We start from the raw sequence: 14,770 nt of genomic DNA, 5'->3' as shown, positions 1-14,770 counted from the left end.
GGGTGGGGCCGGGGCCGGGGGCGGGGTGCGGAACCGGTCAGGCGTCGCGGCGGCGGACCAGCACCAGCGCCGCCACCAGCGCGGCGACGCCCCAGGCGACGAGCACGCCGTAGCCCTCCCAGGGCGACAGCACCGCGTCGGGGCCGCCGTTCTGCACCAGCTGCGTGCCGGCGGACATCGGCAGGTACGGGCTGACCTTCTCGAAGAACGCCCAGGGGACCATCGCGAACACGCTCTCGACCACCAGCAGCAGGCCGAGCACGGTGGCCAGCGCGCCGGCCGAGTGCCGCAGCATCGCCCCGATCGCGAAGGCGAGCAGCGCGATCGCCGCGAGGTACAGCGGTGCGCCGACCAGGATGCGCTGGTTCACGCCGTCCGCGAGGTCGAGGCGGTACGCCTCGCCCAGCACCGGGTAGGTGATCGCCCACGAGACGATCGTGCCGACGATGCCGGTGACGAACGCGACGGCGACCACGACGAGGCCCTTGGCCAGCAGCGCCGGCGTCCGGGTGGGCGCGGCGGTCAGGGTGCTGCGGATCATGCCGGTCGAGTACTCGCCGGTGATCGTGAGCACCGCCAGCACGCAGATCGCCAGCTGGGCGAGCTGGATGCCGCCCACCAGGGCGCCTGCCGTGAACGGGCCGACGTCACCGCCGTTCTGCTCCATCTCCTGGGTGCCGAAGTAGGCGATCATCCAGGCGATGCCTGCCAGCGCGATCACCGTGATCGGGACGACCCACCACGTCGAGCGGACGGTCCAGAGCTTGATCCACTCGGACCGCACGAGACGGGGGAAGGTGACGCGGACGTCGCCGGCCGGGCGGGCGGCCGCACGCGTGGCGGGGACGGTGGCGGTGGCGCTCATCGCCGGGCCTCCTCAGGGGTCTGCGCGGCCGCGGACGACGCCGCGCCGGGGGTGGCGGAGTGGTACTCGACGTCGTCGGCGGTCAGCGACATGTACGCCGCCTCCAGCGACTGGTGCACCGGGGTCAGCTCGTGCAGCACCAGGGCGCTGCGCGCGGCGATCTCGCCGATGTTCTCGGCGGTGGTGCCGGCGACCTCCAGCAGCCCGGCCTCCACGGAGGTGACCGTGACCTCGGGCCCGCGGACCAGCTCGGCGAGCTGGGCGGCGTGCGGGCTGCGCACCCGCACCGTGCCACCGGTGGCGCCGGAGATGATCGCGTCCACGGGGGCGTCGGCGATGATCCGCCCGCGCCCGATCACCAGGATGTGGTCGGCGGTCAGCGCCATCTCGCTCATCAGGTGCGAGGACAGGAAGACCGTGCGGCCCTCGGACGCCTGGTGCTTGACCAGGTTGCGCACCCACAGCACGCCCTCGGGATCGAGGCCGTTGACCGGCTCGTCCAGGATCAGCGTGCGCGGGTCGCCCAGCAGCGCGGCGGCGATCCCGAGGCGCTGGCCCATGCCGAGCGAGAACCCGCCGACGCGCTTGCCGGCCACGCCCTGCAGCCCGGTCATCTCGATGACCTCGTCCACGCGCCGGCGGCTGATGCCGTGCGTCGCGGCGACGGCACGCAGGTGGTTCGTGGCCGACCGGCCGGAGTGCACCGCCTTCGCGTCGAGCAGCGCGCCGACCTCGGTCAGCGGGGAGCGGTGCTGGGAGTACGGCTTGCCGTTGACCGTGACGGTGCCGGACGTGGGCCGGTCCAGGCCCATGATCATCCGCATCGTGGTGGACTTCCCGGCACCGTTCGGGCCGAGGAAGCCGGTGACCTTACCCGGCTGGACGGTGAAGTCGATGCCGGCGACGGCCGTCTTCTTCCCGTATCTCTTGGTCAGTCCCACTGCCTCGATCATGGTGTCCTCACACGTTGGTCCCTGCTGACGAAGACGAACCTACGGACCGCCGTCGTGGCGCGGAACGGCCGTGGGGCCGAACTTCGCGGGTGCCGCCCTCGCCATCGCGGACGACGGCCTCGTCCCTGAGGATGACCCGGGTCCCCCCGCACCTCCGCCGCGCGGACGGTTCGGAACCGATCCGGGCCTGCGGGAACTCCTGGGACGCCCGCGGCGTTCTAGGCTGCAGACACTGCCGGCTCGATCTCGAACCGACCTCGGAGGACACGATGGCCAACCCGGTCTTCAACAACAGCGCCGTCTTCGGCGACCCGCGCGCCCGCGGCAACCGGGCCGGCGCGCGTCCGTCGCAGCAGCAGCCGCCCGTCAGCCCGTACGGCACCGCCACCACCGGCGGCGCCGTCGTGGACGCGCCGTCGCTGGAGCAGATGTACGGCGCCCCGACCGCGACCACCCGTGACACGGGCCGCCTCACCTACGACGACGTCATCGTCAAGACCGGCGGGCTGCTCGCGCTGCTCGTCGTGGTCGCCGCCGCGACCTGGAACCTCGCGCCGGGCCTGTGGCCGATCGGCGCGCTGGTCGGCCTGGTCCTCGGCCTGGTCAACGCGTTCAAGCGGAACCCGAGCCCGGCGCTGATCATCGCCTACACGGCCGCGCAGGGCGTGTTCCTCGGTGGCATCAGCCTGGCGTTCCAGAACATGACCGTCTCCGGCACCTCCACCGGCACCGCCCAGCCGATCGTGCTGCAGGCCGTCGTCGCGACGTTCGCGACGTTCGGTGCCGCGCTGTTCCTGTTCAAGTCCGGCAAGGTCCGCGTCACCCCGAAGTTCACGCGCTGGCTCATCATCGCGATGGTCGGCTACCTGGCCTTCTCGGTGGTCAACCTGGTGATGTCGTTCTTCGTCGCCAGCGAGGGCTTCGGCCCGCTGCGCAACGGCTGGATCGGCGTGCTGGTCGGCCTGTTCGCGGTCGGCCTGGCCGCCGCCAGCCTGATCATGGACTTCGACTCCATCAAGCGCGGCGTCGAGCAGGGCGTCCCGGCCAAGTTCGCCTGGTCGGCGGCCTTCGGCCTGATCGTCACGCTGGTCTGGCTGTACCTCGAGATCCTGCGGATCCTCGCGATCCTGCGTGGCAGCGACTGACCGCACTGCCACACCACGACGGCCCGCGCCCCCTCGGGGGACGCGGGCCGTCGTCGTCGCGGCTGCGGAGCGGCGCCTGCGTGGTCGCGTCGGCGCGATCACGCCTCCGTCGTGGCCGCGAGCAGCGCGGCGAGCGCCGCCGAGGGCCCGTCCCGCAGGATGGCGCCGGCGTGCGCGCCGACCTCCGCGGCCAGCCGGTCCACCCGGGGGTCGTCGCCGGCCAGCATCCCGGTGCCGACCACGACGCGCCGCACCCAGCCGGGCAGGTCGGCCTCGTCGAAGGTTCCCCGGACCAGCGCGAGCAGCTCCGGGTCGTCCGCGGGCCGGAAGCCCTCCGGCCCGCACCGCCCCGAGTCGAGCACCAGCAGCGCCGCCAGCGCGAAAGCCGTGGCCGGTGCCGGGCGCCCGGCGTCCCACGCCTCGAGCAGCACCGGCAGGTTGCGGGCCCGGTACTTGGCCAGCGCGTTGAGCGCGATGTCGGCCAGCCGGTGCTGCAGGAACGGGTTGGTGAACCGCTCCCGGATGGTCGCGGCGAACCGGCGCGCCGCGGCCGGGTCCCCGTCGAGCGACGGCAGGATCTCCCGGTCCAGCAGCAGGCCGAGGTAGCGGGACACGTCCGCCCGGGCCGCGGCGGGCCGGACCTCCTCCTCGCCGAGCAGCAGCCCGACCGGGGTCAGGGCGGTGTGCATCCCGTTGAGCACCCGGACCTTGCGGTCGCGGAACGGCCGGACGTCGGGCGGGAACTCGACCGGCTGCCCGGCCCGGTCCAGCGGGAACGCGTCCCGCAGCCGGGGGTCGCCGCCGATCGCCCACACCCCGAACAGCTCGCCCTTGACGACGAGCCGGTCCGCGTAGCCGAGCTGCTGCTGGACGGCGTCGATCTCGTCGTGCGGGTACCCGGGGACGATCCGGTCGACCAGGGTGTCGTGGAACGTGCAGGCCTGCTGCACCCACGCGACGAACTCCGCCGGCAGGTCGTGGGCCGCGGCGTGCGCCAGCACGTACCGGCGCAGCGTGCTGGCGTTGTCCTCGATCAGCTCGCAGCACACCACGTGCAGGCCCGCCGCCGGGTCGCCGTGGAAGTGCCGGAACCGGTCCAGCAGCAGGGCGGTCACCTTGGCGGGGAACGACGCCGGGGGCGTGGCGGTCAGGTCGTCGCCCTCCACCCAGGCGATGCCGGCCTCGGTGGTGTTCGACACCAGCACGCGCAGCGTCGGCTCGAGGTAGGTCTGCCGGTAGGCGGCGAACTCCTCGTGCGCCCGCACCACCCGCTGGATCGCGGTGACCCGGGTGACCTCGCGCACCGGCTCGCCGTCGCGCACCCCCTCGAGCAGCACGTGGTAGATCCCGTCCTGCTCGCGGAGCAGGTCGAGCGCGCGGTCCGGGCCCGGGGTGGCGTGCACGACCGCGATCCCGTCCCGCGTCACCCCGGCGTCGTTGGCGTGCTGGATCATCTGGTCGACGAACGCGCGCAGGAAGTTGCCCGCGCCGAACTGCAGCACGGTGAGCGGCAGCTCCGCCCGGGGCACGGTCGTCGCGTCGGGGACGGGCAGGGTCGTGGGTCCGGTGGGGCGGTCGGTGCGGGTCATGAGGCCTCGTAGGCGCGCAGGGGCAGGTGGTAGGCGAGGTCGGCCGCGGTGTCGACGGCCTCGTCGAGGTCGAGCCGGTGCTCCACGACGAGCCGGGCCAGGTACCCGGCGTCGACCCGGCGCGCCAGGTCGTGCCGCGCGGGGATCGACACGAACGCCCGGGTGTCGTCGACGAAGCCGGACGTGTTGGCGAACCCGGCCGTCTCCGTGACGGCCTCGCGGAACCGGCGCATCGCGTCCGGGGCGTCGAGGAACCACCACGGCGCACCGAGCCGCACCGACGGGTACACCCCGGCCAGCGGCGCGAGCTCGCGGGAGAAGGTGGACTCGTCGACCGTGAACAGGATCGTCCGGAACCCGGGGTGCCGGCCGAACGCCTCCAGCAGGGGGCGCAGCGCCCGCGTGAACTCGGTCGCCACCGGGATGTCGTAGCCCCGGTCCGGGCCGAACGCGGCGGCGACCGCCGGGTCGTGGTCGCGCAGGACGCCGGGGTGCAGCTGCAGCACCAGGCCGTCGTCGGCGGCCATCGCGGCCATCTGGAACAGCATGTGCCCGGCGAAAGCCGTGGCCTGGGCGGCCGTGACCTCGCCGCGCAGCGCGGCCGCGAACAGGCGCTCCGCCTCCGCCTCCGGCAGCGGGGTGGTGCCCGCGCCGACCAGCCCGTGGTCCGACGCGCGGGCGCCGGCCGCCTTGAACCGCGCGCGCTGCACCCGCAGCGCCTCCAGGTAGCCGGCGTAGGTCTCGACGTCGGTGCCGGCGGCGGCGGTGCCGAGCCGGCCGAGCTCGGCCCGCCAGCCCGGCCGGTCGACCGCGAGCAGCGCGTCGGGCCGGAACGTCGGGAGCACCCGGTGGCCGAGGCCGTCGCGCGCCAGCCGCGCGTGCGCGTCGAGCGGCGACCAGGCGGGGTCGGTCGTGCTGATCACCTCGATGCCGAACCGGTCCAGCAGGGCCCGCGGGCGGAAGGCCGGGTCGTCGATCGCGGCCTGCACCTGGTCGTAGATCGCGTCCGCGGTGGCGGCGCTCGGGCGCTCGGTGACGCCGAACACCTCCACCAGCTCCGTCTCGAGCCAGAACCGGGTCGGCGTGCCGCGGAACAGCGGCCACCCCGCGCAGAAGCGGCGCCAGACGGCCCGGGGGTCGGTCTCGACGGCGACGTCCGCCGCGCCGCCGACCGGGGTGACCCCGAGCTGCTCGATGCCGGCGCCCTGCGACGCGAGCATCCGCACCAGGTAGTGGTCGGGCACCACGAGCAGCTGTGCCGGGTCGGCGAACGAGGCGTCGTCCGCGAACCACTCGACGGGCACGTGCCCGTGCATCGCGACCAGCGGCAGGTCCCGGGTGGTGCGGTAGATCTCCCGGGCGACCGGCCGGGTCACCGGGTCGGCGGGCAGGGCGCGGTCCGGGTGCAGCGTCCAGGCGCCGGCGGGGCGGGTCGCGGCCGTCACCGGGCCGCCCCCAGCCCGTGCCGGGTCTCCATCTCCGCCGCCAGCAGCAGGAACGGCCCGACGCCCTTGTGGTCGTTCGTCACGACGGGCTCGCTCATGTAGTACGCGTAGGTGCCGTCCCGGAACGGCTCGCCGCCGAGGCCGGCGACGTGGCACATCCGGTGCACGTTGACCCAGCCGCGGGCGTCGATCGACAGGAACTGCTCGGTCGCGTGCGACCAGCCGGACTCGAGCGCCTGCTCCCAGGCGTCGCCGGCGAGGTACCCGAGCCGCAGCGCCTTCGCGATCGCGGCCAGCACCATGAACGAGCCGGAGGACTCCAGGTAGTTCAGCGGCCGCTCGCCCTGGTCGGGGATCTGGTACCAGAGGCCGGTCCGCGGGTCGCGGACCCGCAGCAGCGCCGCGAGGACGTCCCGCAGCTGCTGCCGGATGCGCGCCGCGCCGGCGTGGCCGGCCGGCAGGTGCTCGAGGACGTCGGTCATCGCCATCACGAACCAGCCGAGCGCCCGCAGCCAGACGTGCGGCGAGCGGCCGGTGCCGGGGTCGGCCCACGCCATCCGCCGCGACTCGTCGTAGGCGTGCCGGCAGAGGCCGGACGGTCCCTCCAGCGTGAGCTCGTAGGCCGTGGTGAACTGCTGCACCACGTCGTCGAGCAGGTCGTCCCGCCCGGCGAGCACGCAGTACCGGGCGTAGAACACGGAGCCCATGTAGAGCCCGTCGAGCCACACCTGGTCCGGGTAGACCAGCTTGTGCCAGAACGTCCCCGCGCGCAGGCGCGGCTGGCGCTGCAGCTGGTCGAACAGCCGGTCCGCCGCCAGCCGGTACCGGTGGTCGCCGGTCGCCTCCAGCAGGTCGAGGACGGCCTTGCCGTTGTTGACGTGGTCGAGGTTGTACTCGTCGCGGGCGTAGCCCAGGATCGAGCCGTCCTCGCGCACGAAGTGGTCGATGTTGCGCCGGACGTAGTCCCGGTACCGCGGGTCGCCGGTCAGCCCGTGCACCGCCCAGACGCCGTTGAGCATGAGGCCGTCCTCGTACTCCCAGCGGTCGCGGGGGTTCATCAGCGGCTCGCGGGCGAGCACCGTGTCGGCGCCGCGGACCGCCCAGCGGGTGCCCGCGTCGCCGAAGCCGCGCCCGGTGGGGGCCGCGGGGGTGGTCGTCGTCGTCATCGTCGTCCCCCCGCTCAGGCCAGCGCGGTCGGCGGGACGGGGTCCATGTCGTCGAACGCCTGGTTCTCGCCGGCCATGGCCCACACGAACGAGTACGCCGCGGTGCCGACGCCGGAGTGGATCGACCAGGACGGCGAGACGACCGCCTGCCGGTCGGCGACGACCAGGTGCCGGGTCTCCTCGGGGCGCCCGAGCAGGTGCAGCACCCGTGCCTCCTCGGGGACGTCCACGTAGAGGTAGCACTCGGTGCGCCGGTCGTGGGTGTGCGCCGGCATGGTGTTCCACATCGACCCGGGGTGCAGCGTGGTGACGCCCATCACGATCTGGCAGGTCCGCACGCCGTCCGGGTGCAGGTACTGGCGCAGCGTGCGGCGGTTGGACGTCGCCTGGTCGCCGAGCTCCCGGACCGTGCCCTCCTCGGGGAGCACGCGGACCGTCGGGTAGGTCGTGTGCGCCGGTGCCGACACCAGGTAGAGCTGCGCGCCCGAGCCCGCGGCGGCGTCCGCGAAGGTGACGTGCCGCACGCCCCGTCCCAGGTACAGGCACGCGCGGGGCGGGAGCTCGTACGTCGTGCCGTCCGCCTCGACGACGGCCGGGCCGCCGACGTTGACGATGCCGACCTCCCGGCGCTCCAGGAAGGACCCGCAGCGCAGGCCGTCGGGCGCCGGCAGCGCGAGCCGGCGTCCGGCGGGCACGACGCCGCCGAGGACGACGCGGTCGTGGTGGGTGTGGACGAGGCGGACCTCGCCGGGGGCGAACAGGTCGGGCACGAGGTAGCGGGCGCGCAGGCCGGCGGTGTCGAGGCCGGCGACCTGGTCGGGGCCGGTGGCGTAGCGGTTCTCCACGAGAGGGACCTTCCTGGGGACGAGGGGTGGGGGGAGGGGCGGGCTCAGCGCACGAGCCAGCCGCCGTCCACGGGCAGGACCACGCCGTTGACGTAGTCCGACGCCGGGGACGCCAGGAACACGAACGCGCCCTGCAGGTCGGCGGGGGTGCCCCAGCGCGCGGCCGGGATCCGCTCGAGGATCGAGCGCTCGCGGACCTCGTCGGCGCGCAGGGCCGCGGTGTTGTCGGTGGCCATGTACCCGGGCGCGATCGCGTTGGCGTTGACGCCGTGCCGGGCGAGCTCGTTGGCGAGCGCCTTGGTGACGCCGGCGACCGCGTGCTTGGACGCGGTGTACCCGGGGACGAGGACGCCGCCCTGGAACGCGAGCATCGACGCGATGTTGATGACCTTGCCGCTGCCCTGCGCCACGAACCGGCGGGCGGCGGACCGCGACAGGTGGAACACCGCGTCGAGGTTGATGGCCAGCACGTCGTCCCAGTCGGCCGCGGCGTGCTCCAGCAGCGGTGCGCGGCGGATGATGCCGGCGTTGTTGACCAGGACGTCGACCCGGCCCAGCCCGTCGACCACCGCCTGCACGTCGGCGTCCAGCTGCTCCGGGGTGGCGTGCACCAGGTCGCGCTCGAGCACGAGGCAGCGCCGGCCGGCCGCGCGCACGGCGTCGGCGGTCTCGGTGCCGGCGACGTGGTCCAGCAGGGCGACGTCGGCGCCGGCCTCGGCCAGCGCGAGCGCGGCGCCGCGGCCGAGCCCGCGTGCGGCGCCGGTGACGAGGGCGACCTTCCCGTCCAGGCGGAAGGAGTCGAGGATCACTGCGGACCTCCAGGGGTCTCGGTGCGGGGCGACGGCGGGGGACCGTCGACGAACGTGGTGGTGAGGGAGCCGAGCCCGGTGACGGCGATGGTCACGGCGTCGCCGTGCCGCAGCGGCCGGTGCGCGGCGGCGGCCTCGGGGAGCTTGGCCGGGGTGCCCGTGGCGATCACGTCGCCGGGCTCGAGCGTCAGCACCTGGCTGAGGTGGTGGATCAGGAAGGCGGGCGAGAAGACCATCGCGTCGGTGCTCGCCCGCACGGTGACGACGCCGTCCCGCTCGACCGTGAGCTCGCGGCCCGTGACCGGCAGGGCCTCGTCCGCCGTGACGACGGCCGGCCCGAGCTGGCCGAAGCCGTCGGCGCACTTGCCGAGCGTCCACTGCGAGGTGCGCTGCTGCCAGTCCCGCGCGGACACGTCGTCGAAGAGCGTGAGCCCGCCGACGTGCGACTCCGCCGCCGCGAGCGGGACCCGACGGGCCCGGCGCCCGACGACGACGGCGATCTCGCCCTCGTAGTCGACGTGCGCCGCCGCGGGCGGCAGCACCACGGCGTCGTGCGGGCCGGACAGGGTGTTGGGGGTCATGACGAACACGTTCGGGAACTCCGGCACGTCGTGCGCGGCGCGGTCGCGTCCGAGGTGCCCGGCGTAGTTGTGGCCCAGGCACAGCACCTTCCCGGGCCGGACCGGCGGCGCGAGCCGCACCGCGGCGATCCCGACCAGGTCGGCCGCGTCCGCCGCCTCGACGGCCGCGCGTGCCGCCGCGCGGGTGGCGGGGTCGCGCAGGACGTCGACCACCGAGCGGCCGGGCAGGACGGGGGCGAGGTCGAGCAGGCGGTCGCCGTCGGGACCGGCGACCAGCGCGCCCGGGTGGACGGCGTCGCCGACGACGTGGCTCACGAGGCGCACAGGGTCTCCCAGGGGGTCGGGCGGGCGTGCGGGGCGGGTGCCGGGGGCCCGCGGTGACGGGCCCCCGGCCGTGCGTCACGAGATCGCGGCGCCGACCTCGTCCAGCCAGCGCTCGGCCGCCTCGCGCGGGGTGATCCGGCCGAACAGCACGTCGGAGTTCACGCGCTGGGTGATCTGCGTGGTCTCGCCGGCGCCGACCGGCGGCACCGGGGTGCCGTCCACGACGGTCTCCTCGATCTCCGCGACGAAGTCCGCGCCGACCCGGTCGGCGTCCGAGAGCAGCGGCAGGATCGCCTCCCGGACCTCGGTGTTGGACGGCAGGCCGCGGTCCACCAGGATCAGCTCGCCCGCGGTCGTGGAGTTGATGAGGAAGTCCACGAACAGCGCGGCCTCCTCGGGGTGCGGGGACGCCTCCGCGACGGAGTAGTACATCGTCGGGTAGAGGTAGGCCCCGGTCCGCTCGCCGTCCGCCTCGCCCGGCGGGCGCAGCAGCTGCAGGTCGCGGCCGGCCGCGCTCTGGATCGCGTCGAGCTGGTTGGACCAGAACCAGGCCATGGCGCCCTGCCCGGTGGCCGGGAGCGACCCCTCGACGCCGGCGGCGTTGATCTCCGTGGAGACCGACGCGGACGGCTCGCCGCCCGACTCGATCAGGTCGACCGAGCGCTGGAACCACGCCTCGACCGTCTCGGCGGACACGCCGATCTCGCCGTCCTCGGTGAAGACCTCCTCGCCGTTCTGCCGCGCCATGATCTTGAGCACGACCTCGAGGAAGCTGTAGTTCTGCACGCCGGCGTAGGCACCGCCGGAGCCCTCGGCGATCGCCGTCGCGATCTCCGAGTAGTCGTCCCAGGTCCAGGTCGTGTCGTCGGGCAGCTCGACGCCCGCCTCCGCGAAGATCGCCGGGTCGGCGACCAGCGCGTGGCTGCTCACCCCGGTCGCGATGCCCACGAACGTGCCGTCGACCTCGCCCGACTCGACGACCGACGGGTCGATGCTGCTCGTATCGACGTCGAGCTCGCGCAGGTCCGCCAGCAGCCCGCGGCTGGCGTACTCGGCGAGGAACCGCTCCTGCTGCGTGATGACGTCCGGCAGCCCGCCGCCCGCGGCGGACACGTTCAGCCGCTCGAAGTAGCTGTCCCAGCTGGTGAAGTCGGGCTCCACCGTGATGTGCGGGTACTCGGCCTCGAACGCGGCGATGACCTCCTCGGTGATCTGCTGGCGCGTGTCCGAGCCCCACCACGCGAACGTGATCGAGACCTGGTCGGGGTCGCCGGCCCCGCTCGTGCTCCCGGAGCCCGCGTCGTCCGATCCGCCGCACGCGGCCAGCGTGACCGCCATGGCGCTCGCGGCGGTCACCGCGCACAGCCGGCGTGCGAGCGTCCCTCGTCGTCCCTGCATCTGCGTTCCTCTCGTCGTCGGGTCGTGCTCCCCGGTGCGGCCGGTCACTTCATCCCCGTGGTCGCGATGCCCTGCACCAGGTACCGCTGGCCGAAGAGGAAGACCAGGAAGATGGGGATCAGCGTCACGATGGACATCGCGAACATCGGGCCCCAGTTGCTGCCCGTCGCGGGGTCGAGGAACAGCCGCAGCGCCAGCGGCGCCGTCCGGACCTCGTCCCGCGTCAGGAAGATCAATTGGCTGAAGAAGTCGTTCCACGTCCAGATGAACGTGAAGATCGCCGTGGTCGCGAGCGCGGGGACGGCATTCGGCAGCATCACCGAGAAGAAGATGCGCGGGTGGCCGCAGCCGTCGATCCGCGCGGCCTCCTCGAGCTCGTTCGGGATGCCGCGGAAGAACTGCACCATCAGGAAGATGAAGAATGCGTCGGTGGCCAGCAGCTTGGGGACGATCAACGGCCAGAACGTGTTGATCCAGTCCATCTGCTGGAACATGATGTAGCGCGGCACGATGATCACGTGGATCGGCAGCATGATGCTGACGAGCATCATCGCGAACCACATGTTGCGGCCGCGGAACCGCAGCCGGGCGAACGCGTAGCCCGCCATCGAGCACGTGACCAGGTTGCCGAGCAGGCACCCGGCGACGATGACCGCGGAGTTGAGCATGTACCGGCCAAAGGGCTGGGACAGGGCCTCCCAGCCGCTCGGGTAGTTGGAGAAGTCCCACTCGGTGGGCAGCACGGACAGGTCGCGGAAGATCAGCTCGGTCGGCTTGAACGAGCTGCCCAGCAGCCAGATCAGCGGGTAGATCATCACGAGCGCCGCGATGATCATCGCGGTGTGCCGCCCGCTCGTGCGCAGGACGGAGCGCCAGCGCTCGCGTCCCGGGCGCACCGGGCTGTCGTCGGCGAGGCGCCGGATCCGCCGGTTCAGGTCGGGGGAGGTGGTGGTCGTCATGGTCCTGGACTCCTTTTCAGTCCTCGTAGAAGACCCAGAACTTCGAGGCCCAGAAGTTGATGGCGGTCAGCACGAGCACGATGACGACGAGGACCCAGGCCATCGCGGCCGCGTAGCCCATCCGCAGGTTGGTGAACCCCTCCTGGTACAGGTAGAGGGTGTAGAAGAGCGTCGAGTCGGAGGGGCCGCCGGTGCCGTTCGAGACGACGAAGGCCTGCGTGAACGACTGGAACGCGATGATCACCTGCATCACCAGGTTGAAGAAGATGATCGGGCTGAGCAGCGGCAGCGTCACCGAGCGGAACTGCCGCCAGGGGGACGCGCCGTCCAGGCCGGCCGCCTCGTAGTACATCTCCGGGATCTGCCGCAGGCCGGCGAGGAAGATGATCATCGGCGACCCGAACGTCCACACGTGCAGCAGGACCAGGGTCCACAGCGCGGTGTCGGGGTTGGACACCCAGCCCATCCCCTGGATGCCGAACAGGCCGAGGAACGCGTTGAACAGGCCGTCCTCGCCGAACACCTGCCGCCACAGGATGGCGATGGCCACCGAGCTGCCGAGCAGGGACGGCAGGTAGAAGACCGAGCGGTAGAACGTCATCCCGCGCAGACCGCGGTTGAGCAGCACGGCCAGGCCCAGCGCGACGACCAGCTGGAGCGGCACGCCGGTGACGACGTACAGGAACGTCACCCGGAGCGACTCGTGCAGCCGGGTGTCGGTCAGCATCGCCGTGAAGTTGTCGAGCCCGATGAACGTCGGAGCCGTCAGCAGGTCGTAGTCGGTGGTCGCGAGCACGAGCGACGCGACCAGGGGGATCAGGGTGATCCCGAACAGGCCCAGGAACCAGGGGGCCAGGAACGCCAGCGCCGCCCGCTGGTCGGACTTGCGCAGGTCCGAGACGGCGGGGATCTTCTCGCCGCCGCGCTTGCTGCGCATCGTGCGGAGCTCGTTGAGAGCTGTCATGGCACACTTCCTCGTGGTCAGGCTGCAGAGGTTCTGAGGAACCGGTTCCGGACGCTACCCGAACGGGTGACGCCCCTGTCCAGCCCGGGTCGCCGGATCGGCCTCCGGATGTCGTCCGCCGCGCCAGAACGGGCCTCGATCCGGGTCCTAGGTCCTGGTCGCAGCCAGGGGTGCGTCGCGGTGGAGCGGGTGTCTAGGCTGGGATCGAGAAACCCGTTTCCGACCCGGAAGGCCCGCGATGACCCACTCTGGCCCCGCCCCGCTCGACCAGAACCCGACCGCGCCCCGGCCGGCCTCCTCCGCCTCCTCCCGCGCCGACGCCGTGGTGACGCCGCGGTTCGCCCCGGTCCCGCCCGGCCGCCCGCGCCGGCGGTACGCGGTGCTCGGGACCGGGCACCGCGCGGGCATGTACGTCGGGGCGATCACCGGTGCGCACCGCGACGTCGCCGAGCTGGTCGCGTGGTGCGACCTCAACCCGGGCCGCATCGGGTTCTACGACGCGGAGGTGGGTGCCGCGCTCGGGCTCGGCCGTCCCGCCGGGCTGCCGCGGTACGCGCCCGAGGACCTCGAGCGGATGATCGTGGAGCAGGCCGTCGATGTCGTGGTCGTCACCACCCCGGACGACCGGCACGCCGAGCACGTGTCCCGGGTGCAGGCCGCCGGGGCGGACGTCGTGCTGGAGAAGCCGATGGCGACCACCGCGGACGGCTGCCGCACGATCGCCGGGTCCGTCGCCGCGACGGGCCGGGACCTCGTGATGACGTTCAACTACCGGTACGCGCCGCGGAACTCCGCGCTGCGCGAGGTGATCGCGTCCGGCGCCATCGGCCGGCCGACGAGCGTGCACTTCGAGTGGCTGCTCGACACCGTGCACGGCGCGGACTACTTCCGCCGCTGGCACCGGGACCGCGAGCGCTCGGGGAGCCTGGTGGTGCACAAGTCCTCGCACCACTTCGACCTGGTCGGCTGGTGGCTGGACGACGTCCCGGAGCGGGTGTTCGCGTCCGGCGGCCTGCGGTTCTACGGGCGGGAGAACGCCGACGCCCGGGGTCTGGGCCCGCGTCCGGAGCGGGGGACCGGTGCCGACGGCGACCCGTGGGCGCTGGACCTGCGCGCGGACCGGCGGCTGCGCGGCCTCTACCTGGACGCGGAGCAGCACGACGGCTACCTGCGGGACCGCGACGTCTTCGGCGAGGGCATCACCATCGAGGACAACGTCTCCCTGCTGGTCGACTACCGGTCCGGCGTCACGATGACGTACGCGCTGAACGCGCACGGCCCGTGGGAGGGGTACTCGGTCGCCGTGAACGGCACCGAGGGCCGCGCGGAGCTGACCGTCGTCGAGCGGGGCGCGGTGTCGGTGGACGCCCAGGGCCGTGTGGTGCTCGACCCGTCCGCGAACCCGGACGCCGTGCCGGTCGCGGAGTCCAGGCCCGCCGGGGAGCACCTGGTGGTGCAGCGGCACTGGGAGGGCGCCCGCGAGGTGCCGATCCCGCACGGCGAGGGCGGGCACGGCGGCGGCGACGCGCTGCTGCTGATGGACGTGTTCCGCCGGGACCTGCGCCTCGAGGAGGACCCGCTGGGCCGGGCCGCCGGCTACCAGGACGGGCTCCGGGCGGTGGCGGTCGGCATCGCCGCCAACGAGTCCGTGCGGACGGGGCGCGCTGTTAGCATCGGCGCACTCGACCTGGGGATCACGCGCTGAGCCGCAGCGCGTCCCGGCGCGA

13 protein-coding genes are annotated in these 14,770 nt (G+C 73.4%); 2 read left to right on the top strand and 11 right to left on the bottom strand.

Annotated elements, in window-relative coordinates; genetic code table 11:
* Positions 1 to 37: 37 nt before the first annotated feature.
* Positions 38 to 865 (bottom strand): ABC transporter permease subunit, encoded by an 828-nt coding sequence (locus tag AC1050_RS07240; protein ID WP_482386677.1) that lies wholly within the window; start codon positions 863 to 865, stop codon positions 38 to 40.
* Entirely contained in the window at positions 862 to 1,818 is a 957-nt protein-coding gene (locus AC1050_RS07235; protein WP_482386676.1) for an ABC transporter ATP-binding protein, read from the bottom strand. The genes AC1050_RS07240 and AC1050_RS07235 overlap by 4 nt, the downstream gene beginning before the upstream one ends.
* Before the next feature lie 269 nt (positions 1,819 to 2,087).
* Here AC1050_RS07235 and AC1050_RS07230 point away from each other — a divergent pair, with 269 nt between their 5' ends.
* The gene (locus AC1050_RS07230; RefSeq protein ID WP_482386675.1) at positions 2,088 to 2,963 is read left to right on the top strand and encodes a Bax inhibitor-1/YccA family protein; all 876 of its coding nucleotides are present in this window, start codon (positions 2,088 to 2,090) and stop codon (positions 2,961 to 2,963) included.
* A 98-nt stretch (positions 2,964 to 3,061) separates the two neighbouring features.
* Here the strand turns inward: AC1050_RS07230 and AC1050_RS07225 are convergent, their stop codons facing one another.
* From AC1050_RS07225 to AC1050_RS07185, 9 genes are all read right to left on the bottom strand, one after another.
* Complete coding sequence (locus AC1050_RS07225) at positions 3,062 to 4,552, bottom strand: tagaturonate reductase (RefSeq protein ID WP_482386674.1); 1,491 nt, start codon at positions 4,550 to 4,552, stop codon at positions 3,062 to 3,064.
* Complete coding sequence (gene uxaC, locus AC1050_RS07220) at positions 4,549 to 5,997, bottom strand: glucuronate isomerase (RefSeq protein WP_482386673.1); 1,449 nt, start codon at positions 5,995 to 5,997, stop codon at positions 4,549 to 4,551. Before uxaC ends, AC1050_RS07225 begins: the two co-directional genes overlap by 4 nt.
* The gene (locus tag AC1050_RS07215) at positions 5,994 to 7,163 is read right to left on the bottom strand and encodes a glycoside hydrolase family 88/105 protein (RefSeq protein ID WP_482386672.1); all 1,170 of its coding nucleotides are present in this window, start codon (positions 7,161 to 7,163) and stop codon (positions 5,994 to 5,996) included. Before AC1050_RS07215 ends, uxaC begins: the two co-directional genes overlap by 4 nt.
* 14 nt (positions 7,164 to 7,177) lie before the next feature.
* On the bottom strand, positions 7,178 to 8,008 hold the full coding sequence (gene kduI / locus AC1050_RS07210) for a 5-dehydro-4-deoxy-D-glucuronate isomerase (protein WP_482386671.1): 831 nt from the start codon (positions 8,006 to 8,008) through the stop codon (positions 7,178 to 7,180).
* 44 nt (positions 8,009 to 8,052) lie between these two features.
* A complete protein-coding gene (kduD, locus tag AC1050_RS07205; RefSeq protein ID WP_482386670.1) occupies positions 8,053 to 8,817 on the bottom strand; it encodes a 2-dehydro-3-deoxy-D-gluconate 5-dehydrogenase KduD in 765 nt (254 codons plus the stop codon).
* Positions 8,814 to 9,713 carry a fumarylacetoacetate hydrolase family protein gene (locus tag AC1050_RS07200; RefSeq protein WP_482386669.1) on the bottom strand — a complete coding sequence of 300 codons (900 nt, stop codon included), beginning with the start codon at positions 9,711 to 9,713 and terminating at the stop codon, positions 8,814 to 8,816. Before AC1050_RS07200 ends, kduD begins: the two co-directional genes overlap by 4 nt.
* 84 nt (positions 9,714 to 9,797) lie before the next feature.
* A complete protein-coding gene (locus AC1050_RS07195) occupies positions 9,798 to 11,120 on the bottom strand; it encodes an ABC transporter substrate-binding protein (protein ID WP_482386668.1) in 1,323 nt (440 codons plus the stop codon).
* Positions 11,121 to 11,164: 44 nt separating this feature from the next.
* Entirely contained in the window at positions 11,165 to 12,079 is a 915-nt protein-coding gene (locus AC1050_RS07190; RefSeq protein WP_482386667.1) for an ABC transporter permease subunit, read from the bottom strand.
* A 16-nt stretch (positions 12,080 to 12,095) separates the two neighbouring features.
* On the bottom strand, positions 12,096 to 13,043 hold the full coding sequence (locus AC1050_RS07185; RefSeq protein WP_482386666.1) for a carbohydrate ABC transporter permease: 948 nt from the start codon (positions 13,041 to 13,043) through the stop codon (positions 12,096 to 12,098).
* Between the two features lie 238 nt (positions 13,044 to 13,281).
* Here AC1050_RS07185 and AC1050_RS07180 point away from each other — a divergent pair, with 238 nt between their 5' ends.
* Complete coding sequence (locus tag AC1050_RS07180; RefSeq protein WP_482386665.1) at positions 13,282 to 14,748, top strand: Gfo/Idh/MocA family protein; 1,467 nt, start codon at positions 13,282 to 13,284, stop codon at positions 14,746 to 14,748.
* Positions 14,749 to 14,770 lie beyond the last annotated feature (22 nt).

The organism is Cellulomonas sp. NEAU-ZC6 (assembly GCF_056844425.1).
This window is presented reverse-complemented; position numbering and strand designations above follow the sequence as displayed.